The sequence below is a fragment of the Haematobacter genomosp. 1 genome, from assembly GCF_002196855.1.
GTDB lineage: Bacteria > Pseudomonadota > Alphaproteobacteria > Rhodobacterales > Rhodobacteraceae > Haematobacter.
Map to the genome: position 1 here is coordinate 38821 of NZ_NIPW01000006.1, position 21412 is coordinate 60232.

The 21412-nt window shown below is 66.7% G+C and carries 17 protein-coding genes; 10 read left to right on the top strand and 7 right to left on the bottom strand.

Features of this window, described 5'->3' with window-relative positions:
• The first annotated feature begins 16 nt into the window (after positions 1-16).
• Complete coding sequence (mfd, locus tag CDV49_RS03735) at positions 17-3547, top strand: transcription-repair coupling factor (protein ID WP_088214240.1); 3531 nt, start codon at positions 17-19, stop codon at positions 3545-3547.
• A 204-nt stretch (positions 3548-3751) separates the two neighbouring features.
• Positions 3752-3949, top strand: a complete 198-nt coding sequence (locus CDV49_RS03740) for a hypothetical protein (protein WP_143413114.1) — start codon at positions 3752-3754, stop codon at positions 3947-3949.
• Positions 3950-4107: 158 nt separating this feature from the next.
• Here the strand turns inward: CDV49_RS03740 and CDV49_RS03745 are convergent, their stop codons facing one another.
• The 4 genes from CDV49_RS03745 to CDV49_RS03760 all read right to left on the bottom strand — a co-directional run bounded on the left by CDV49_RS03745 (position 4108) and on the right by CDV49_RS03760 (position 10220).
• Positions 4108-5058 carry an aldo/keto reductase gene (locus CDV49_RS03745; protein ID WP_088214242.1) on the bottom strand — a complete coding sequence of 317 codons (951 nt, stop codon included), beginning with the start codon at positions 5056-5058 and terminating at the stop codon, positions 4108-4110.
• Between the two features lie 557 nt (positions 5059-5615).
• The gene (gene trpE, locus CDV49_RS03750; RefSeq protein ID WP_088214243.1) at positions 5616-7127 is read right to left on the bottom strand and encodes an anthranilate synthase component I; all 1512 of its coding nucleotides are present in this window, start codon (positions 7125-7127) and stop codon (positions 5616-5618) included.
• Positions 7128-7134: 7 nt separating this feature from the next.
• Entirely contained in the window at positions 7135-8982 is a 1848-nt protein-coding gene (locus CDV49_RS03755) for a SurA N-terminal domain-containing protein (RefSeq protein WP_088214244.1), read from the bottom strand.
• 59 nt (positions 8983-9041) lie between these two features.
• Positions 9042-10220 carry an aminotransferase gene (locus tag CDV49_RS03760; RefSeq protein ID WP_088214245.1) on the bottom strand — a complete coding sequence of 393 codons (1179 nt, stop codon included), beginning with the start codon at positions 10218-10220 and terminating at the stop codon, positions 9042-9044.
• 520 nt (positions 10221-10740) lie between these two features.
• On the opposite strand from CDV49_RS03760, the gene CDV49_RS03765 reads away from it, so the two are divergent.
• From CDV49_RS03765 to polA, 4 genes are all read left to right on the top strand, one after another.
• Positions 10741-11121 carry an HIT domain-containing protein gene (locus CDV49_RS03765; protein ID WP_088214246.1) on the top strand — a complete coding sequence of 127 codons (381 nt, stop codon included), beginning with the start codon at positions 10741-10743 and terminating at the stop codon, positions 11119-11121.
• Between the two features lie 124 nt (positions 11122-11245).
• Entirely contained in the window at positions 11246-11743 is a 498-nt protein-coding gene (locus CDV49_RS03770) for a DUF1203 domain-containing protein (RefSeq protein WP_088214365.1), read from the top strand.
• Positions 11744-11938: 195 nt separating this feature from the next.
• Complete coding sequence (locus tag CDV49_RS03775) at positions 11939-12124, top strand: zinc-finger domain-containing protein (RefSeq protein WP_035708036.1); 186 nt, start codon at positions 11939-11941, stop codon at positions 12122-12124.
• Between the two features lie 128 nt (positions 12125-12252).
• Complete coding sequence (gene polA / locus CDV49_RS03780) at positions 12253-15054, top strand: DNA polymerase I (RefSeq protein WP_088214366.1); 2802 nt, start codon at positions 12253-12255, stop codon at positions 15052-15054.
• 420 nt (positions 15055-15474) lie between these two features.
• Here the strand turns inward: polA and CDV49_RS03785 are convergent, their stop codons facing one another.
• Positions 15475-16131 (bottom strand): TerC family protein, encoded by a 657-nt coding sequence (locus tag CDV49_RS03785; RefSeq protein WP_088214247.1) that lies wholly within the window; start codon positions 16129-16131, stop codon positions 15475-15477.
• Between the two features lie 185 nt (positions 16132-16316).
• Here CDV49_RS03785 and metG point away from each other — a divergent pair, with 185 nt between their 5' ends.
• The 4 genes from metG (at position 16317) to CDV49_RS03805 (ending at position 19401) form a co-directional block, all read left to right on the top strand.
• Positions 16317-18035, top strand: a complete 1719-nt coding sequence (gene metG / locus CDV49_RS03790; protein WP_088214248.1) for a methionine--tRNA ligase — start codon at positions 16317-16319, stop codon at positions 18033-18035.
• 76 nt (positions 18036-18111) lie between these two features.
• Positions 18112-18486 (top strand): NADH:ubiquinone oxidoreductase subunit NDUFA12, encoded by a 375-nt coding sequence (locus CDV49_RS03795; RefSeq protein WP_035744715.1) that lies wholly within the window; start codon positions 18112-18114, stop codon positions 18484-18486.
• Positions 18487-18490: 4 nt separating this feature from the next.
• On the top strand, positions 18491-19036 hold the full coding sequence (gene mlaD, locus CDV49_RS03800; RefSeq protein WP_088214249.1) for an outer membrane lipid asymmetry maintenance protein MlaD: 546 nt from the start codon (positions 18491-18493) through the stop codon (positions 19034-19036).
• 89 nt (positions 19037-19125) lie between these two features.
• Positions 19126-19401, top strand: a complete 276-nt coding sequence (locus CDV49_RS03805) for a DUF2155 domain-containing protein (protein ID WP_256947227.1) — start codon at positions 19126-19128, stop codon at positions 19399-19401.
• A 4-nt stretch (positions 19402-19405) separates the two neighbouring features.
• On the opposite strand, the gene aat is transcribed toward CDV49_RS03805, so the two are convergent.
• A complete protein-coding gene (gene aat / locus CDV49_RS03810; RefSeq protein ID WP_088214251.1) occupies positions 19406-20068 on the bottom strand; it encodes a leucyl/phenylalanyl-tRNA--protein transferase in 663 nt (220 codons plus the stop codon).
• Positions 20061-21407 carry an acetyl-CoA carboxylase biotin carboxylase subunit gene (accC, locus tag CDV49_RS03815; RefSeq protein ID WP_088214252.1) on the bottom strand — a complete coding sequence of 449 codons (1347 nt, stop codon included), beginning with the start codon at positions 21405-21407 and terminating at the stop codon, positions 20061-20063. Before accC ends, aat begins: the two co-directional genes overlap by 8 nt.
• Positions 21408-21412: the final 5 nt, after the last annotated feature.

The following is a 21412-nucleotide window of genomic DNA, read 5'->3' on the forward strand; positions in this document are numbered from 1 at the left end:
CCCGAAAATGGATGACATGACCCGCCCCAAAGGCCAGACAGTCACCCTCGGCGGCGCGCCGGAGGGGTTTGACGCACGCCTGCTCGCCCGTGAAGTCGAAAAGCAGAACCGTCCGGTGATCCATGTCGCCCGCGACGGCCGGCGGATGGAGGAGATGCGCCGCGCGCTGGCCTTCTTCGCCCCCGGTCTGCCGGTGCTCGACCTGCCCGCATGGGACTGCCTGCCTTATGACCGCGTTTCCCCCAACCCGGAGGTGACGGCGGCGCGCATGGCGACGCTGGCGGCGCTGGCGCGGGGCGTTCCGGGCAACTTCGTCTTGCTCACCACGCTCAACGCGGCGACGCAGCGGTTGCCGATGCGCGATCTGCTGCGCGATGCCTCCTTCAGCGCCAAGGTAGGGCAGCGGGTGGATGAGATGGCCTTGCGGGCCTACCTCGCCCGCATGGGGTTCACCCAAAGTCCCACGGTGACGGAGCCTGGGGATTTCGCGGTGCGGGGCGGCATCGTCGACATCTTCCCACCGGGGGACACCGGGCCGATACGGCTCGATTTCTTCGGCGACGTTCTGGAAAGCGCGCGGCGCTTCGACCCCGCGACCCAGCGGACCACCGACAAGCTCGACCGGATCGCGCTTGCCCCCATGTCGGAAGTGGTGCTGGACGATGCCTCCATCACCCGGTTCCGCCAGAACTATCGGCTGGAATTCGGTGCGGGCGGGTCCGACGATCCGCTTTATGAGGCGGTGAGCGCCGGGCGGCGGCATCAGGGGATGGAACACTGGCTGCCGTTCTTCCACGAGCGGCTGGAAACGCTCTTCGACTACCTGCCGGATGCGGGCGTGATGCTCGACGACCAGGCGACGCCTACGCGGCTCGCCCGGTGGGAAGCGGTGGACGACGCCTATGATGCCCGTCGCGAGGCGATGGTGCAGAAGGGGCGGACGGACTCGGTCTACAAGCCCTGTCCGCCCGGCCTGCTCTATCTGGACGATGCCGCATGGGAGGCGGCGGTGGCGGGCCACCGCGTCGTGCAGCTCTCGCCGCTGCCGCAGGCGCCGGGGCCGGGCGTGGTGGATGCGGGCGGGCGCGTGGGCCGGAACTTCGCCCCCGAACGGCAACAGGAAAGCGTGAGCCTGTTCGGCGCGCTGGCCGATCACGTGCGGGCGCGGCGCAAGGACGGTCAGGTCATCATCGCCTCCTTCTCCGAAGGCCCGCGGGAGCGGCTGAAGGGGCTGCTGGAGGATCAGGGCCTGACCGCTTCCCGCGATGTGGAGGACATCCGCGACGTGCCGGAGGGCAAGGGCGGGCTGTTCCTTGCCGTCTGGCCGCTGGCGCAGGGGTTCGAGGCCCCGGGTCTCACCGTCATCTCCGAACAGGACGTGCTGGGCGACCGCATGGTGGGCCGCCCGAAGCGCAAGCGGAAGGCGGAGAACTTCCTGTCGGAGGCGCAGTCGCTCTCACCCGGCGATCTGGTCGTGCATGTGGAGCACGGCGTGGGCCGCTATACCGGGCTGGAGACCATCACCGCGATGGGGGCGCCGCATGAATGCATCGCGCTCGAATATGCGGGCGGCGACCGGCTGTTCCTGCCGGTGGAAAACATCGAACTCCTCTCCCGCTACGGGCACGAGGACGGTTTGCTCGACAAGCTGGGCGGCGGCGCCTGGCAGGCCAAGAAGGCGAAGCTAAAGGAGCGTATCCGCCAGATCGCCGAAAAGCTCATGCGCATCGCCGCCGAGCGCCACCTGCGTTCCGCCCCCGTCTATGACCCGCCGCATGGCATCTGGGAAAGCTTCGAGGCGCGCTTCCCCTATCAGGAGACGGAGGATCAGCTCTCCGCCATCGCCGATGTGATGCACGATCTGGAGGCCGGGGTGCCGATGGACCGGCTGGTGGTGGGCGATGTGGGCTTCGGCAAGACGGAGGTGGCGATCCGCGCGGCCTTTGCCGCGGTGCTGGGCGGTGGTCAGGTCGCGGTGATCTGCCCGACCACGCTGCTCGCCCGTCAGCATTACCGCAGCTTCGCCGACCGCTTCCGCGGCTTCCCCGTCACGGTGCGGCAACTGTCGCGGTTCGTCCCGGCCAAGGAAGCGGCGAAAACGCGGGAGGGGATGGCAGACGGGACGATCGACATCGTCGTCGGCACCCATGCGCTGCTTGCCAAGGGGGTCCGGTTCAAGAACCTCGGCCTTATGGTCATCGATGAGGAGCAGCATTTCGGCGTCTCCCACAAGGAGCGGCTGAAGGAGATGCGGACGGATGTCCACGTCCTGACGCTCACCGCGACGCCGATCCCGCGCACGCTGCAACTGTCGCTCACGGGGGTGCGCGACCTGTCGATCATCGGCACCCCGCCGGTGGACCGGCTGGCCATCCGCACCTATGTGTCGGAGTTCGACGGGGTGACGATCCGGGAGGCGCTGCTGCGCGAACGCTATCGCGGCGGGCAGTCCTTCATCGTGGTTCCCCGCATCGCCGACCTGCCGGATATGGAGACGTTCCTGAAGGAGCACGTGCCGGAGGTGAGTTATATCGTCGCCCACGGGCAGCTTGCGGCGGGCGATCTCGACCAGCGGATGAACGATTTCTACGACGGCAAGGCGGATGTGCTGCTGGCTACCACCATTGTCGAATCAGGCCTGGATATTCCGACCGCCAACACGATGGTCGTGCATCGGGCGGACATGTTCGGGCTGGCCCAGCTTTACCAGATCCGCGGACGGGTCGGCCGCTCCAAGACGCGAGCCTATTGCTTCCTGACGACGAAACCCCGCGCGCCGCTGACGCCGGCCGCGCAGAAGCGGCTGCGGCTGCTCGGGTCGCTGGACAGCCTCGGCGCGGGCTTCACGCTGGCGAGCCAGGATCTGGACCTGCGGGGGGCGGGCAACCTGCTGGGAGAGGAGCAGTCGGGCCACATCAAGGAAGTGGGCTATGAACTCTACCAGTCCATGCTTGAGGAAACGATCCAGAAGCTCCGCTCCGGCGAGATCGACGGGCTGACAGACGACGGCGACTGGTCGCCGCAGATCAACCTTGGCGTGCCCGTACTGATCCCGGAGGACTATGTGCCGGATCTCGACGTGCGGCTGGGCCTCTACCGGCGGCTCTCCACGCTGACGACCAAGGTGGAACTGGAAGGCTTCGCAGCCGAGCTGATCGACCGGTTCGGTCCGCTGCCGAAGGAGGTGAACACACTCCTGCTCATCGTGCGGATCAAGGCGCTCTGCAAGCGTGCGGGAATCGCACGGCTGGACGGCGGGCCCAAGGGATGCACGGTGCAGTTCCACAAGGACAAGTTCGCCAATCCCGCCGGGCTGGTGGAATTCCTGCATGCCGAGGGAAATACCGCCCGGATCAAGGACAACAAGGTGGTCATCCTGCGCGACTGGGCGAAGGAGGGCGACAAGATCAAGGGCGCTTTCGCCATCGCCCGCGACCTTGCCCAGAAGGTCGTCGATGGGGAGAAGTCGCGCAAGCGTCCCGATACCCTCCCGGCGCCGGACGGCAAATCCCCCGGGAAGACCATCCCGGCACAACGCCGCCGGTGAGGCGGGCCTCCCCGCACCACCGGTGAGGGGAGGGCTGGTCTCGGGGGCATCGAGCCCCCTCGGCCAGCGCTGCCGCGGAAGAACCCTGCGGACCGTTACAGATGTCGGGGGAGGCCCCGGGGTGGGTGAGCCGCTCACGGGAACGGGTCGAGGCTGGCGCGTGGTTGCGCCGCCTCAGATCCATGTGCCGCCCGTAAATCAGACATGCCCACGATACACCCGATGCGGTTCTCCGGCGTCGCGCCGAATGCGTCGGCGCGGGTCGCCATTGGCCGCGCCCCCGCCTGTTCTCCGGGCGTTCAGCGCCCTGAAAGCTGCAACGACGCGCTTCCGCTCCGCAAGGCGCTCTCTCGCCTGCCGGAGCGCGAACTCAATGATATCGGCGCCGCTCTGGCGATATAGGCGCGCTCGGGCCGCCAGCCAACCCGCAACCCCTGCGGGCTTGACGATTGCAGGCCCCTCCCCGAACAGGAAGCGCGCCTTGCGCATTCAGGTGAACACGCCACCCGCCGCTGCCTCGGCCATGCGCAGCAACGGCAGGCGCGGGAGGGATGCGAGGCTCACTCCCCCGCGCGGGTGAGCAGATCGACTTCCTCGGGCTTCAGGTCGATCATCACCGCGCGGGCGAAGCTGGTGACCTGTTCCTCACGCGTTGCGGAGGCGATGGGCGCGGTGACGCCTTTCCGGGCGATCAGCCAGGCGAGCGCGACCTCCGCCGGCTGCGCGCCATGGGCCTCCGCAACGCGATCAAGGGCGTCGAGAATACGCAGCCCCTTGGGCGTCAGGTAGGCCTTGGCCTTGCCGCCGCGCGCGCTCTGCCCAAGGTCGGCCTCGCTGCGATACTTGCCGCTGAGGAAACCGGAGGCCAGCGCATAGTAGCAGACCACGCCGATATCCTCCGCGATGCACAGATCGCGGAGCGGGCCGTCGAACTTCTCCCGGTCGTAAAGGTTGTATTCCGGCTGGAGCACGCCGTAACGCGGCAAACCTTCCGCCGCCGCCACGTCCAGCGCGGCCCGCAGTTGACCTGCGTCGAAGTTGGAACAGCCGATGGCGCCGATCTTGCCCGCTTTCAGCAGGCGGGAATAAGCCTCCAGCGTCTCTTCATGCGGGGTCGAATCGGGAAAGTGGGAGAAGTAGAGGTCGATGCGCTCCACCTGCAACCGGCGGAGCGAATCCTCCACGGCCTCCATGATCCAGGCCGCGCCAAGCCCCTTGTGGCCCGGCTTTCCCATGTCGGAGCCGACCTTGGTGAAGATCTTCACCCTGTCACGCAGGCCGGGGCGGGTCTGAAGCCAGCGTCCGAAGATCGTCTCCGATTCGCCGCCCTGATTGCCCTCGGCCCAGCGGGAATAGACATCGGCTGTGTCGATGGCGTTGAAACCATGATCCACGAAGGCATCGAGAACGCGGAAGCTCTGCGCCTCGTCGATGGTCCAGCCGAAAACGTTGCCACCGAAAACGAGCGGCGCGATGTCGATGCCGGTCCGGCCGAGCGGTCTGGTCTGCATGGTATGTCCTTTCCTTGGTCCATCGCAGCAGACACGCAAGGCGGGCGGAGATCCACCCCTAACAGGCTGCTGAAAAAGTCCCGAAGTGTCGGGCCTATGTGCCGGAAATCGGAAAATCGGCCCGGAAACGCCCGGAAATATAAAGATTTCCGGCTGCATTTCGTCAGATGGCGAACGATTTCCGCTCCAGCACAGGCCAAAAAGCATTCCGCGGTTGCCCTGGAGCGGTGATCCTTCCCGCATTGTTGAGGAACGCCCCGGGAACTGCCAGCTTTGGCGTGGCCGGGCAGAATGTTCTGGATTTCCAATGCAAGCCCGGGGATATGCCTGATTTTTTCAGCAGCCTGCCAGAGGCGAGTTGCGCCGGGAGGGGGCTCCCCCGCTATCATGCGATGAGCGCGGGATGGCCGGAGGGAGAGGCCCCCCTCGCTCCTGCCCGCTCATCTGCGGTCATCCCTGCGGGAGACAGTTATCCGGGAGCACCCCAGGTGCGCCGCGGCAGCGTGATCCCGCAGGATTCCAGCCGACCCGTCGTCTTCGCACCCGCGACCGCGGTGTCAGCCGTTGCCGCGGCGCACGAAAAGCCCCGCATCCTCCGCCGCGCGACGGAGCGCGCGCGATTTGTTCACCGTCTCCATCCATTCGGACTCAGGGTCGCTGTCGAAGACCACGCCGCCCCCCGCCTGAACATAGAGCTTCTGGTCCTTCAGCACCCCGGTGCGGAGCGCGATGCACATATCCATCTCGCCATTGGCGGAGAAATAGCCGACACCGCCGCCATAGACGCCGCGTTTCTCCGGCTCCAGCTCATCGATGATCTGCATCGCCCGCACCTTCGGCGCGCCGGAGACGGTGCCTGCGGGCAGCCCCGCCAGAAGGGCGGAAAGCGCATCCTGACCCTCCGCCAGCTGACCAACCACGTTGGAGACGATGTGCATGACGTGGCTGTAGCGCTCGATGGTGAATTTCTCCGTCGGATGGACGGTGCCCACCCGCGCCACGCGGCCCACGTCGTTCCGGCCAAGATCGAGCAGCATCAGATGCTCCGCCCGCTCCTTCGGGTCGGCGAGCAGATCGGCTTCGAGCGCGCGGTCCTCCTCCGGCGTGGCACCACGGGGGCGGGTGCCGGCGATGGGGCGGACGGTCACCTCCCCATCCCGGAGACGGACGAGAATCTCCGGGCTGGCCCCGATGATCTGGAAACCGCCGAAGTTGAAGAAGAACATGAAGGGCGAGGGGTTGGTGCGCCGCAGGCTCCGGTAAAGCGCAAAGGGCGGCAGGCGGAAATCCTGCGTCCAGCGCTGCGCCGGCACCACCTGAAAGATGTCGCCCGCACGGATGTATTCCTTGGCCTTCTCCACGGCGGCCTTGTAGCCCTCCTTGGTGAAGTTGGAGCGGGGTTCGCCCACGGGGGCGGTCTCGTGCAACACCCGGTTGTCACCCTCCACGCTGCGGTCGAGGTCGCGGAGCGCGTCCATCACCCGCTCCGCCGCCTGCGCATAGGCGGCCCGCGCGCTCAGCCCGGAGGAGACCCATGCCGGCGAGACGAGCGTCACCTCCCCCTTCACCCCGTCCAGAACGGCAATGACGGAGGGGCGGATCATCACCGCATCCGGGGCGCCGATCGGGTCGGGGCCCGGGGTGCCGAGTTTCTCCACCAGCCGGATCATGTCGTAGCCCAGATAGCCGAACAGGCCGCAGGCGATCGCGGGGAGGTCGGCGGGCATCTCCACCCGCGATTCCTCGATAAGCGTGCGCAGCGTTTCCAGGGGGGAGCCGGGCAGATCCTCGAAGGCGGCCGGGTCGAAGCGCGCCTGCCGGTTGATGCGGCTTTCCTCTCCCCGGCAATCCCAGATCAGGTCAGGCTTCATCCCGATGACGGAGAACCGGCCACGGACCTCTCCTCCAGTCACGGATTCCAGCAGGAAGCTGTCGGCCCGCGCCTCGGCGAGCTTCAGCATCAACGAGACGGGCGTGTCCAGATCCGCGGCGAGCCGGGTATAGACGAGCTGGTTGCGGCCGGCGTTCCAGCCGGCCTCGAAAGCGTCGAAGGAGGGGATAAGCGCCACGTCTGCCTCACGGGAAGCGGGAATGCACGGAATTGATGACAGCCTGATTGAAGCTGATCTTCGCGTCCGAGTGCAATGCGGTGGAGAAATAGTCGAACATGTCCTGCGCCAGCGCCTGTCCGCCCTGCTGGGCCAGACCGTCATGCAGGGCGAGCACATCGGGATCGCTCGCATCCGGGGAATTCACGCTGTCGAGCTGTACAAGGGAGATCATCCCGTCGCCCTTCACCGTCTGCCGGGCGCCCGGTTGCAGGGCAAAGACCGCCTCCGTGAAGCCGGGGGGAGTGCCCTCCACCACGGAGTCGCGGCGGAGCGCCTCCACCTTCGCGGCGGGGTGGCCAAGCGCGGTGATCGCCTCGCCAGCCGCGAGACGGCTCTCCAGCGTCGCGGCCTCCGCCTCCAACGCCTTCTGAACGGCATCGTGACGCCAGTCTGCCGCCACACGATCCCGAACTTCGGCAAAGGGGATCGCCTGCGGGGGCAGGATCTCATCCATCCGCAGCACGGCGAGACCGCCATCGGAAAGCTGGATCAGGCGGGGGAAGTCGTTCTTCTGCACGGTGCGGGCCGCGTCACGGAACTCCGGATAGGCGGCGGGGCCGTCCTCCGAATCGGGGCGGAAGTCGATACGCCCTTCCTCCATGATCGTGTCGCGGGACAGCTCCTCCACCGTCGCGCCGCCGGCAATCAGGTCGTCGAACTTCGGGGTGTCTGCCGTGATCTGGCGGCGGGCCTCCTCCACGGCGACTTCGCCGCGAAGCTGGTCCCGCGCCTCGTCGAAGGTGATGTTCTGGGCTTCGAGGATGCCGTTCATCCAGTAGAGCGCCGGGCCGAAATCCGAGGGCAGCGGTCCGACCACGCCGGGAGCCGACAGCGCGAACACCTCGGCCCCCGCAGCGCCCAGTTCGGCCTCCGCCACATCGCCAAGGTCGATGTCCGCCGCCGTGATGCGGCGTTCCGCGAGCAGGCCGTCCCGCGTGATCTGTCCGGCGTCGAGGCGCGCCTTTGCATCCTGAGCCTCAGCGTCCGAGCCGAAGACCATGCGCTCGACCAGCCGCCGTTCGGGCTGGACGAACTCCTCCTGCCGCTGGTCATAGGCGCTCCGCAGCGCGGCATCGCTCACCTCGACCGTCGGGGCGAGTGTATCGGGCGTTACCCAGGCGTAGCTGATGCGCCGCGCTTCGGGCAGCGTGTAGAGATCCTTGTGCGCGTCATACCATGCGGTGAGCTCGGCCTCTCCCGGCTCAGGCACCGGCGTGGAAAGGTTCGCGTCGGTCAGCGTGATATGCGTGGCGGAGCGCGTCTCCGCCAGATAACGCACGAGGGTGTCGGCAAAGGTGCCCGGCTCGGCCACGCCGCTGGCGATCGCCGTCTGCAGTACACCGCGGGCGGCGTCGTCGCGGAGTGTGCGCTCGAACTCGGCCTCCGTGTAGCCGGCACGGCGCAGACCGTCGGCATAGGCACGGCGGTCGAACTTGCCGTCCAGACCATGGAAGGCGGAGATGGCGAGCACCTGCCGCTGGACTTCCTGATCTCCGGCGGAAAGGCCGATCCGTTCCAGCTCCGCATCGATGAGCGCCCGCCCGACGAGCTGGTTGCGCACTGCCGCGTCCAGACCCATGGCCTGCGCGTCCCGCAGGGTGAGCGCCCGGCCCGACTGGGCGGAGAAGGTGCGGAGTTGCTGCTCCAGCGCGCGGGCATAGTCGTTGGCGGTCACGTCACGCCCGTTCACCGTGGCGACAGCCGTCGCCCCGCCGCCGAAATTGGTGACGCCGAACCCGCCCAGACCGAAGATGAGCAGCCCCATCAGCACCCAGATGGTGACGTTTGCCCCCTTGCTCCGAAACTTGGCCATGCGCGGATCCCTCTGCTGGTCCGGGGCTTCCTACGGCACGGAACGGGGCCGGGCAAGCATCACATGGCAACCTGCGACAACCGTCCGAACAACTCGCCGATACCCGCGCGGTCGATATTGGCGAAGGCGATGCGGAAGGCGCGTGCGCCGGAGGCATCGCCTTCGGGCATGAACATCGTGCCCGGCAGCAGCAATACGCCCGCCTCCCGCACCAGCCGCTGGGCCGCCTGATCGGAGGGGAGGGTGAAGGGATGCTCCACATAGGCGAAATAGGCACCGCAGCCGAGAAGCTTCCATCCCTCCAGCCGCGGGAAGCCTTCCACGATGGCGGCGCGACGGTCGAGGATCTCCGCCCGTTCGCCCGCAACCCATTGTGCGAGGTTCCGCATGCCCCAGAGCGCGCCGCGCTGCCCGAGCTGGCCCGCGCAGATCGCCACGGTGTCGAGAAACTTCTCCGCCTCCGCCAACTGCCGCTCCGACGCGACGATGGCGCCGACGCGGTGGCCGGTCAGCCGGTATGCCTTGGAGAAGGAGTAGAGGTGGATGAGCGTGTCGTGCCAGTCGGGATCGGCGAACAGGTCGTGCGGCGCGCCGGAGCGGGCGTCGAAATCCCGGTAGGTCTCGTCCAGCACCAGCGCGATGCCCCGCGCCCGGGCAAGCTCGAAGAAGGCGCGGACGGTTTCGGGCGGATATTCCGCCCCGCCCGGATTGTTGGGCGAGACGAGCACGATGGCGCGCGTCCGGGGGGTGATGAGCCGCGCCGCGGCTTCGGCTTCCGGGATCAGCCCCGGGCCGGTCGCGAGCGGCACGGCAGCGACGCCCTGCATGTCGAGCCACATCTTGTGGTTGAAATACCATGGTGTCGGCAGGATCACCTCGTCCCCTTCGCCCGCGAGCGTGGACATGATGGCGGTGAACGCCTGATTGCAGCCCTGCGTGATGGCGACCTGCGCGGCCCGGATCTCTCCGCCATAGGCAGCGGACCATTGCGTCGCGATCTCCTCACGCAACTCCGGCATGCCGAGCACGGGGCCGTAGAGATGGGCTGCGGGGTCGTTCAGCGAGGCCTCTGCGATGGCGCGGCGGAGCGGCTCCGGCGGCGGCTCCACCGGGGCTGCCTGGCTCACGTTGATGAGCGGACGGTCCGGCGGGAACTCCACGCCGGAGAGCCAGCGCCGGGCCTCCATCACCGGGGGAGGGAAGGTGGCGGCCATGCGGGGGTTCAGGGGGAGGGACATAGGGGCTCCGTCAGATGCGCGGTCAGATGTAGCGCCCGATGCGCCCTGCACGCAAGCGCGGCTGTCCGGCAGGGCCGCAACCGGACAATGCACGGGTCCTACGGCTGGAATGCACCCCGTGAGCGGCTGACATGTCCGCGAGCGGACCATATGCGAGCCGTTCGGTTGCCGGATGACGCACGCCCCGGGGCGGCGAGGTCAAGGCACTCTCATGTGCCATGTCGCGGAGCTGCGCGGCTCCCGGCAATCACGCAGGCCCGGATGTTCTCGCTTCGGATTGTGGCCGGATGGCTGTGACCCCGGGGCACGGGTCCGCCTCTGCCTGATCGGCGCGCAGCTTCGGCGGCGCGGGGGACGCCCCCCGCGACCCCCGGTGTCGAGCGCGCGCCGAACATCCGTGCGTCTGCTCCAGCGGAGGGATCGCCATGCGACTCCTGTCAGTTCGATCGACCGGGCTGACTTCCCCGCGCGGGCCATGCTAGGCAGACGGCGAGTCGCGACACCAGGGCAGGAGACGGCAGTGGGCTACGCTTACGACGACCAGAACATCTTTGCGAAGATCCTTCGGGGAGAGATCCCGAACAAGACGGTGCTCGAAACCGAACACACGCTCGCCTTTGCGGATATCCAGCCGCAGGCTCCGGTGCATGTGCTGGTGATCCCGAAAGGGCCGTACGCGAGCCTCGATCATTTCACGCAGGAAGCTTCCGATGCGGAGATCCTCGATTTCAACCGCACCATCGGCAAGGTCTGCGAGATGACGAAGGTCGAGACGAAGGACGGCGGCATGGGCTTTCGCGCGATCACCAACGCTGGTGTGCATGGCCATCAGGAAGTGCCCCATCTCCACGTGCATATTCTGGGCGGGCGGCAACTGGGCCGGATGCTGCCCCGGGACTGAACCCGCCGGCGGGGCGGCGGCGCGTTGAGGTCTGTGCGGCCTCGGGGCCGGACGGTCCTTTGCGCAGGATCCGGGTGGCGGGTCTGTGCCCCGACAGGCGATGGTGCGGAAAAAGGAGCCTGCCATGGTCCTGTTCTCCGCGCTTCCCGGCCCCCACGTCGCTCGCCTGCGCGAGGGCGGGCGGGATGCCTACGACCTGCCGCCCGAGCTTCGCCGCGCGGCGGAAGGCTCGTTGCCCTGCCGCCACTGCCTGCGCCACATTCCGGTGGGGCGCGACTACCTCACGCTCGCATGGCGGCCGTTTCCGGCGCTGCAACCCTATGCGGAAACCGGGCCGATCTTCCTTTGTTCCGCTTGCGAGCGGGCACCGGACAGCGGGGCGCTGCCGGATATCCTCTCCTCCCCCGACTATATCCTGCGCGGCTACAGCGCCGATCATCGCATCGTTTACGGGACGGGGCAGGTCGTCGCCACGTCCGGCCTGACCCAGCGGGCGGCAGAGCTTCTCTCAGACGCGGCGGTGGCTTATCTGCACGTGCGTTCGGCGCGCAACACCTGCTACCAGCTTCGGATCGACCGGGCAGGGCAGCCATTGTCGCGGGAGGCAGGCCGTCGTCCCTGATGCGCCGGCCCTGCGGAAAGAGGCCCGAGCACCCCGGCAAGCGACGTGGCGCAAGAGATGCGCCGCTTGCCCGCAGGCGGGATGCGCGGCTATCCTGAACCGCAACCCTGCGGCGCCCCCCTTGCTGGGCGGGGGTGAGGCAGATAAGCAGCACCTGCTGAGCCGACCAGTTTGAGCCACGAGCGGAGCCAAGGCATGACCATCGAAGCCCCCGAAACGGAAATCGTCCATTCCCGCCGCATCGCCTGCGACGGTGGCGAAGGCGCGCTCGGCCATCCGCGGGTATGGCTGACGATCCCGGAGGAGCCGGGCTGGGTCGAATGCGGCTACTGCGACAAGCGCTTCGTGCTCGACCCGAACGCGGTGCCCGACGCGCACTGACCGGCCCGGAAGGCACGACGCTGGTTCCGCCGGCCCTCGCATCCCGCCGCCCGCCGGAGTAAAAGGACGGCCTGACGGCGATGGAGGCGGATATGGCGAAGGACGATACGGCAGGCGGCACGGGGGCGATGCCCTTCGGCAAGGGGCATCACCTGCACCTGATCGACGGCTCCGCCTTCATCTTCCGCGCCTATCATGCCCTGCCGCCGCTGACCCGGAAGTCGGACGGCCTGCCGATCGGTGCGGTCGCGGGGTTCTGCAACATGCTGTTCAAATATGTGGACGGCAACAGCAGCTCCGCCGATGCGGCAACGCATCTGGCGGTGATCTTCGACTATTCCTCCAAGACCTTCCGCAACGACATCTACCCGCTCTACAAGGCGAACCGCCCGGAGCTCCCGGAGGATCTGCGCCCGCAGTTCCCGCTCACCCGCGAAGCGGTCCGCGCCTTCGGCATTCCCTGCATCGAGATCGAGGAATACGAGGCCGACGACATCATCGCCACGCTGGCCTGCCGGGCGCGCGATGCGGGCGGACGGGTCACCATCATCTCCTCCGACAAGGATCTGATGCAGCTCGTCGGCGACGGGGTGGAGATGCTCGACGCGATGAAGAACCGCCGCATCGGCCCGGAGGAGGTCGAGGAGAAATTCGGCGTGCCGCCCGCCAAGGTGGTGGATGTGCAGGCGCTGGCGGGCGACTCGGTGGACAACATCCCCGGCGCGCCCGGCATCGGCATCAAGACCGCGGCGATGCTCATCCAGGAATATGGCGATGTGGAGACGCTGCTGGAGCGGGCGGGCGAGATCAAGCAGCCGAAGCGGCGCGAGACGCTGTTGAACAACGCGGAGCAGATCCGCATCTCCCGCAGGCTGGTGGAGCTGCATTGCGACATGCCGCTCGACTGCGATCTGGCGACGCTGGAAGTGCAGGAGCCGGAGGCGGAGGTTCTGATGGACTTCCTCGCCCGCATGGAGCTTCGCACGCTGACGAAGCGCATTGCCGACCGGAAGGGCATCCTGCCGCCCGCGGTCTCCGATGTGCCGCCCGCCGATGAGGAGCCGGCGGAGGCGATGGAGGAGCCGCCCTTCACGCCCGCGGATTACACATGGATCCGGGACATGGACACGCTGGAGGCGTGGATCGCCGAGATTCGCGACACGGGGCTTGTGGCCTTCGACACGGAAACCACCTCGCTTGACGAGATGCGGGCCGATCTGGTCGGCATATCGCTGGCCACCGCGCCGGGCCGCGCGGCCTATATCCCGCTGTCGCACCGGGTGGGGGAGGGCGACCTGTTCGGCGGTTCCGATCTGGCGGAGGGGCAACTGCCGCTGGACATGGTGATCGATGCGCTCCGGCCCGTGCTGGAGGATGCCGCGATCCTCAAGATCGGCCAGAACGTGAAATACGACCTGAAGATCCTGCGCCGCTACGGCATCGATGTCGCCCCCATCGATGACACGATGCTGATGTCCTACGCGATGAATTCCGGGTTGCACAATCACGGCATGGATGTGCTGGCGGACACCTATCTTCAGCACCAGTGCATCCCGATCAAGTCGCTGATCGGTTCGGGCAAGAGTCAGATCACCTTTGACCGCGTGCCGGTCGCGGAGGCGGTGAAATATGCCGCCGAGGATGCGGATGTCACCTTCCGGCTCTGGCGGCGGTTCAAGCCGCAGTTGCACAGGGCGCGGGTGACCACGGTCTATGAGACGCTGGAGCGCCCGCTCGTCCCGGTCCTGGCGGGGATGGAAATGGCGGGGATCCTCGTCAACCGCGACGCGCTCTCGCGCATGTCCAACGCTTTCGCGCAGAAGATGGCGGGGCTGGAAGCGGAGATCCATGAACTTGCGGGGGAGCCGTTCAATGTCGGGTCTCCGAAGCAGCTCGGCGAGATCCTGTTCGAGCGCATGAGCCTTGCCGGCGGTTCCAAGGGCAAGAACGGCGCCTATGGAACGGGGGCGGACATCCTTGAGGATCTGGCCGCGGAAGGCCATGACCTGCCCGCCCGGGTGCTGGACTGGCGCCAGCTCTCCAAGCTGAAATCAACCTATACGGACGCGCTTCAGACCCATATCCACCCGGAGACGGGCCGTGTGCACACCAGCTATTCCATCGCCGGAGCGAACACCGGGCGGCTCGCCTCCACCGATCCGAACCTTCAGAACATCCCCGTGCGGACGGAGGAGGGGCGGCGCATCCGCGAGGCCTTCGTGGCCCAGCCGGGCTGCAAGCTCGTCTCCCTCGACTACAGCCAGATCGAGCTTCGCATTCTTGCCCACGTGGCGGAGATCCCGGAACTGCGCAGCGCCTTCGATGAAGGGCTGGACATTCACGCGATGACCGCCTCCGAAATGTTCGGGGTGCCGATCGAAGGCATGGACCCGATGGTTCGGCGGCAGGCGAAGGCCATCAACTTCGGGGTGATCTACGGGATTTCGGGATTCGGCCTCGCCCGGAACCTGCGCATTCCGCGCGATCAGGCGCAGCGCTTCATCGACACTTATTTCGAGCGGTTTCCCGGCATCCGGGGGTATATGAACGGCACGATCGAATTCGCGAAGAAGCACGGATTCGTCCGCACGCTCTTCGGCCGCAAGATCCACACGCCGGAGATCAACGCCAAGGGGCCGACGGCAGGTTTCGCCCGCCGCGCGGCGATCAACGCGCCCATTCAGGGCACCGCCGCCGATGTGATCCGCCGCGCCATGATCCGCGTGCCGCAGACCATCGCCGATCTGCCCGCGAAGATGCTTCTGCAGGTGCATGACGAACTGGTGTTCGAGGTGGAGGATCGCGCCGTGGAGGAACTGATCGGGCGCGTTCGTGCCGTGATGGAGGAGGCAGCGCTTCCTGCCGTCGAGCTTTCCGTGCCGCTGGTGGTGGATGCGGGCTGGGGCGACAACTGGGCGGAGGCGCACTGAACGCGGAGCGCGGGGGGGCAGGCGCTCCCGCCCTCCCATGCCCGGATTTGTCCAGCAGGCTGCGGAAAAGCCGGGCATCTATCCCCGGCTTACGCCGAACGTCGGAAAATCGGTTCGGTCATGAGCCAGAACTTGCGGTTTCCGGGGCGCTCTTCAACGATGGGGGAAAGATCCCCGCCCAAGGGCAACCCCGGAATGTTGCTTTCCGCGGCATGCCAGGGATCGCCTCCGGTCATCGCCGAATTATGGTGCCATCAGGGCGCTCCTGCCCTCCGGCGGTACGCGCTTGAGAGGCTGCTGCGCCGGAGCGGAAATCATGCGCGATCCGCCGAATCCAGCCGGAAATCCACACAGTTCCGGAGGGCGATTTCCCGGAGTTCAGAGCGGGAACATGGCACTTCAGGGCATTTCAACAGCCTGTCAGACACCCGTCGCTTCAGCCACGGCCCAGACATCCATCGCCCCGCGATAGATCATGTCGAGCGCGATGTAGAGGATGATGAGCAGCCCGACATAGCCGATCCAGCGGTAGCGATGCAGCAGCCGCGCCACCAGCGAGGCCGCAAATCCCATCAGCGCCACCGAAAACACCAGCCCGAGGGCAAGCAGCCCCGGATGTTCCCGCGCGGCGCCCGCGACCGCCAGCACATTGTCGAGCGACATGGAAACGTCGGCGATCACGATCTGCCGGACGGCCTGCCCCAGCGTCTTGCGCGGAGCACGCTCGCCCACCTGACCCTCGCCCGTCAGGTCCGCATCGCCGAGCGCCTCATGCGCGGCGATCTCGTGCTCCTCCGGCGTGCGGAGTTCGCGATACATCTTCCAGCAGACCCAGAGGAGCAGGAGCCCCCCGACGAGGATCAGCCCCACCACTTCCAGAAGTTGCGTCGTCACCGTCGCGAGGATCACCCGGAGTACCGTGGCCGCGATGATGCCGATGAAGATGGCCTTGCGCCGCTGATCGGGAGGAAGACCGGCGGCGGCCAGCCCGATGACCACCGCGTTGTCCCCGGCGAGCACGAGGTCGATGGCGATCACCTGAAACAGCACTGCGAGGCTGGAGGAGAGAAAGTCCATTGCACCCCCTTCATGACGCGCGGCGGACGATGACCTGCGACATTTCATCCCATAGGCCGCGTCCCTCCGTTCCGCAATCCCTTCGCGCCTGACCGCTGGCGGAGGCCGGGAGCCTGCGGTAAAGGGGGCGCAGACCGGCAAGCAAAGCGGCAGGCAATCTGGCAGGCCCGACAGGAAAGACGCGCATGGCCCGTATTCTCATCACCTCTGCAATCCCCTACATCAACGGGATCAAGCATCTGGGCAATCTGGTGGGCTCGCAGCTGCCTGCCGACCTGTTTGCCCGCTACATGCGGGCACGGGGGCATGAGGTCATGTTCATCTGCGCGACCGATGAACACGGCACGCCCGCCGAACTGGCCGCGGCCAAGGCAGGCAAGCCCGTGGAAGAATACTGCGCGGAGATGCATGAGGTGCAGAAGGAGCTTGCCGCGGGCTTCCGGCTGTCCTTCGATCACTTCGGACGGTCGTCCTCAGAGCGCAACCGCAAGCTCACGCAGCATTTCGCCGGCAAGCTCGCCGACAACGGCATGATCGCCGAGGTGGCGGAGCGGCAGGTGTTCTCCATCGATGACAACCGCTTCCTGCCCGACCGCTATATCGAGGGCACCTGCCCGAACTGCGGCTATGACCGGGCGCGGGGCGACCAGTGCGAGAACTGCACCAAGCAGCTCGACCCGACCGATCTGATAAATCCGCGCTCCGCCATCTCCGGCTCCACCAATCTGGAAGTGCGGGAGACGAAACACCTCTACCTCCGCCAGTCCCTGATGCGCGACCGGCTTGAAGAGTGGATCGCTTCCAAGACGGACTGGCCGATCCTGACCACCTCCATCGCTAAGAAATGGCTGAACGATGGCGACGGGTTGCAGGACCGGGGCATCACCCGCGACCTGCACTGGGGCGTGCCGGTGAAGCGGGGCGACCAGGACTGGCCGGGGATGGAGGGCAAGGTCTTCTACGTGTGGTTCGACGCGCCCATCGAATATATCGCCGCGACGGCGGAATGGGCCGATGCTCAGGGCCTGCCCGACAGTGCCTGGCGGCGCTGGTGGCGGCTGGACGAGGGCGGCGATGACGTCACCTACTTCCAGTTCATGGGCAAGGACAACGTCCCCTTCCACACGCTGTCATTCCCCGCGACGATCATGGGGTCGGGCGAGCCGTGGCGGCTTGTCGATTACATCAAGTCGTTCAACTACCTGAACTATGACGGCGGCCAGTTCTCCACCAGCCAGGGCCGCGGCGTGTTCATGGATCAGGCGCTGTCGATCCTGCCCGCCGACTACTGGCGCTGGTGGCTGCTCTCCCATGCGCCGGAGAATTCCGACAGCGAGTTCACCTGGGAGAATTTCCAGGCGAGCGTGAACAAGGATCTGGCCGATGTGCTGGGCAACCTCGTGTCCCGTGTCACGAAGTTCTGCCGCTCCAAGTTCGGGGAGGCAGTGCCGGAGGGCGGTGACTGGGGCCCGCAGGAGGAGGCGCTGATCGCCGAACTCACCACCCGGCTTCGCGCCTATGAGACCTTCATGGAGCAGATGGAGATCCGCAAGGCCTCCTCCGAGCTGCGCGCCATGTGGGTGGCCGGCAACGAGTATCTGCAATCGGCCGCGCCCTGGACTGCCGTCAAGACGGACCCGGAGCGGGCGGCGGCGATCACCCGGCTCGCGCTGAACCTCATCCGGGTCTATGCCGTCATTTCCGCGCCGTTCATTCCCGATACCTCGGCGCGGATGCTGGCCTCGCTCCGCACGATGGAGGGGGTGTGGCCCGACGATCTGGCGGAGGCGCTGACGCAGCTGAAACCCGGACATGCCTTCGAGGTGCCGGACGTGCTGTTCAACAAGATCGCGGATGAAGACCGCGAGGACTGGGAACGCCGCTTCTCCGGCACGCGGAGTTGAGGTTGTCCGTCCCGTCACGACTGGACGTCGTGGCGGGGATGGGCCATATCAGGGCAGGCAAGGCCCGGAGGGACGGATGGACTTTCTCAAACGTGTGCTGACCTGGTGGAATGGCCAGACCATCGGAACGCAGGTCTTCACCTGGCGTAACGGCATCCGTGTCGGTGAGGACGATCAGGGCAACGTGTTCTACCGCAACAAGGACGGCAGCCGTCGCTGGGTCATCTACAACGGTGAGGCAGAGGCCTCTCGTATCAGCCCCGACTGGCATGGCTGGCTGCACCACACCTGGGACAAGACCCCCGAACAGGCGCCGTTGGCCCGCAAGACCTGGGAAAAGCCGCATCAGGAGAACCTGACCGGCACGCCGCTCGCCTACGTGCCGCCGGGATCGCTGCTGCGGCCCGAACCTGCCGAACGGCGGGATTACGAGGCGTGGCAGCCGGAGTAGGTAGATGGCGGAAACGAAGATCTCCGAAGTTCTGGTTGGCGGACTTGTTCTTGTCGTCGCAGCGGGTTTCCTGCTGTATTCCTCGGGCACAATCGGCCTGCATCGGGCGGGCGGCAGCTATGATCTGCATGCGAGCTTCCGCTCGGCCGAGGGTATCGCCGTCGGCACCGATGTACGGCTCGCGGGCGTCCGGGTGGGGTCGGTCACCGGTCTTGCGCTGAACCCGCAGACCTACTTCGCCGATATGACGATCTCCGTGCAGAACGGGCTGGAACTCCCGCAGGATACGGCGCTGCTCGTGTCATCCGAAGGGCTGCTCGGCGGCAACTTCATGGAGCTGGTGCCGGGCGGGATGCCGATGAACCTCGCCGCGGGCGATGAGATCGTCGATACGCAAGGGTCGGTCAGCCTTATTTCGCTACTCATGAAGTTTGTCGGCGGCTCCGCCAGCGATGCGCTGAGCGGTGGCGGTGAAGCCGGGGAGCATTCCTCGACAGAGGGGGCACCCCCCGTCGAAACAGAGCCCGCTCCGGCGCCTGCGGGTCAATGACGGGCGGGCGCGCGCTCCTGGTGGCGGCTTTGCTTGCGGTCTCGGCAGGCAGCGCCGGGGCTGTCCCGGTGTCTTCCGCAACGGGAGGCATGGTTCGCTGGCTCGACAAGGTCTCCGGCGAGACACGGGACATTCCCCTTCGTCGCGGCGAAACCAAGACGGAAGGGCGGCTTTCCATCACGCTCGACGAATGCCGCTATCCCAGCGCCGACCCCGCTTCCAACGCTTACGCACATCTGACGATCGTCGATTCGCTCCAGACCAGCGGCCCGGTATTCGCGGGCTGGATGATCGCCGACAGCCCGGCGCTCTCCGCGCTGGAAAGTTCCCGCTACGACGTGTGGATACTCCGCTGCACCAACTGACGGCTCATTGCGCCTGACGGGAGAGCAGAACCTCCGGCGCGGGGATGTCTCCGGGTGCCTCGAAGCTCGCATCCTTCCTGATTGCGGCGTGCAGCTGCTTCAGATAGGTGGCGCGCGGGATTTCGATGGCGCCGAGACTGGCGAGGTGGGGCGTCAGAAACTGCGTGTCGAACAGGACGTAACCCCCGGCGCGCAAGCGGTCCACCAGATAGGCCAGTGCGATCTTGGAGGCATCCGTACGGCGGGAGAACATGCTCTCCCCAAAGAACGCGGCCCCCAGCGTCACGCCATAGACCCCTCCGACCAGCATCTCCCCCTCCCATACCTCTATGGAATGGGCGTGGCCCGCGCGGTGCAGTGCGCCGTAAACCGACATGATCTGGTCGTTGATCCATGTCTCCTCCCGTCCGGCGCAGCCTTCCATGACGGCAGCAAAAGCGCGGTCCGCGGTCACGCGAAAGCGGCCGCTGCGGATGCGGCGCGCCAATGACCGGGAAATGTGGAAGTCGTTGAGTGAAAAGACACCCCGAAGCGGAGGGTCTATCCAGCGCAGCTCCGTCGCCTCACGGCTGTCCGCCATGGGAAACAGGCCAGCGGCATAGGCACGGAGCAGAAGCTCCGGCGCGAGCGGCAGGACCTCGGTGCCTGCCGCTCCCCGGTCAGGCATAGGCCTGCGCCAGCCAGCGTTCGAGCCAGTGGATATCGTAATTCCCGGCCTGAATATCCGGCTCGCCCATCAGGTCGTAGAAGAGCGGCACCGTGGTATCCACGCCGTCCACGATCAGCTCGCCCAGCGACCGGCGCAGCCGCGCCAGCGCCTCCTCCCGGTCGCGCCCATGCACGATGAGCTTGCCGACGAGGCTGTCGTAGTAGGGCGGGATCTTGTAGCCGCTGTAGAGCGCCGAATCCATCCGCACTCCCAGACCGCCCGGTGCATGGAACATCTTCACCAGACCGGGGCAGGGCGCGAAGTTCGGCAGCCGCTCGGCGTTGATCCGCACCTCGATGGCATGGCCGTTGATGACCAGATCGTCCTGCCCGAAAGAGAGCGGCATCCCGGAGGCCACGCGGATCTGCTCCCGCACCAGATCGACGCCGAAGATCGCCTCCGTCACCGGATGCTCCACCTGAAGCCGGGTGTTCATCTCGATGAAGAAGAACTCGCCATTCTCGTAGAGGAACTCGACGGTGCCCGCACCGGAATAGCCGATCTTGGCAACCGCATCGGCGCATATCGCCCCGATACGCGCCCGGGTTTCCGCGTCGATCACCGGCCCGGGGGCTTCTTCGAGCACCTTCTGATGGCGGCGCTGGAGCGAGCAGTCCCGCTCTCCCAGATGCACGGCCTGGCCCTTGCCGTCGCCGAAAATCTGGATCTCGATGTGACGGGGCTTTTCGAGGTATTTCTCGATATAGACCTCGTCGTTGCCGAAGGCGACCTTGGCCTCGGAGCGGGCGGTGCGGAAGGCGATCTCCAGATCCTCCTCGCTCCGCGCGGTCTTCATCCCGCGCCCGCCGCCGCCGGCAGTGGCCTTGATGATGACCGGATAACCGATCTCCCGCGCGATGACCTTTGCCGTCTCCACATCCGGCACGCCGCCGTCGGAGCCGGGAACGCAGGGCACGCCGAGCGCGCGCATGGTTTCCTTGGCGGTGATCTTGTCGCCCATGATGCGGATATGCTCGGCGCGCGGACCGATGAAGGTCAGGCCGTGATCTTCCACCATCTGCACGAAGCTGGCGTTCTCCGACAGGAAGCCATAGCCGGGATGGATCGCTTCCGCGCCGGTGATCTCGCAGGCGGAGATGATGGCGAGCGGCGAGAGATAGCTTTCGGAGGAGGGGGGTGGCCCGATGCAGACGCTCTCATCGGCCATGCGGACATGCATCGCGTCGGAATCGGCCGTGGAATGCACGGCGACGGAGCGGATACCCATCTCCTGACAGGCGCGCACGACGCGAAGGGCTATCTCACCCCGGTTGGCGATCAGGATCTTCTCGAACATTCCCG

Bases quoted from the DNA above. Each gene is read 5' to 3' on its own strand.
- CDV49_RS03805 (WP_256947227.1), top strand. From the start codon at position 19,126: ATGGTTCGCTGGCTCGACAAGGTCTCCGGCGAGACACGGGACATTCCC.
- aat (WP_088214251.1), bottom strand. From the start codon at position 20,068: ATGCCTGACCGGGGAGCGGCAGGCACCGAGGTCCTGCCGCTCGCGCCG.
- metG (WP_088214248.1), top strand. From the start codon at position 16,317: ATGGCCCGTATTCTCATCACCTCTGCAATCCCCTACATCAACGGGATC.
- polA (WP_088214366.1), top strand. From the start codon at position 12,253: ATGCCCTTCGGCAAGGGGCATCACCTGCACCTGATCGACGGCTCCGCC.
- mfd (WP_088214240.1), top strand. From the start codon at position 17: ATGACCCGCCCCAAAGGCCAGACAGTCACCCTCGGCGGCGCGCCGGAG.
- accC (WP_088214252.1), bottom strand. From the start codon at position 21,407: ATGTTCGAGAAGATCCTGATCGCCAACCGGGGTGAGATAGCCCTTCGC.
- CDV49_RS03795 (WP_035744715.1), top strand. From the start codon at position 18,112: ATGGACTTTCTCAAACGTGTGCTGACCTGGTGGAATGGCCAGACCATC.
- CDV49_RS03760 (WP_088214245.1), bottom strand. From the start codon at position 10,220: ATGTCCCTCCCCCTGAACCCCCGCATGGCCGCCACCTTCCCTCCCCCG.
- CDV49_RS03745 (WP_088214242.1), bottom strand. From the start codon at position 5,058: ATGCAGACCAGACCGCTCGGCCGGACCGGCATCGACATCGCGCCGCTC.
- mlaD (WP_088214249.1), top strand. From the start codon at position 18,491: ATGGCGGAAACGAAGATCTCCGAAGTTCTGGTTGGCGGACTTGTTCTT.
- CDV49_RS03740 (WP_143413114.1), top strand. From the start codon at position 3,752: ATGCCCACGATACACCCGATGCGGTTCTCCGGCGTCGCGCCGAATGCG.
- CDV49_RS03785 (WP_088214247.1), bottom strand. From the start codon at position 16,131: ATGGACTTTCTCTCCTCCAGCCTCGCAGTGCTGTTTCAGGTGATCGCC.
- CDV49_RS03770 (WP_088214365.1), top strand. From the start codon at position 11,246: ATGGTCCTGTTCTCCGCGCTTCCCGGCCCCCACGTCGCTCGCCTGCGC.
- CDV49_RS03775 (WP_035708036.1), top strand. From the start codon at position 11,939: ATGACCATCGAAGCCCCCGAAACGGAAATCGTCCATTCCCGCCGCATC.
- CDV49_RS03755 (WP_088214244.1), bottom strand. From the start codon at position 8,982: ATGGCCAAGTTTCGGAGCAAGGGGGCAAACGTCACCATCTGGGTGCTG.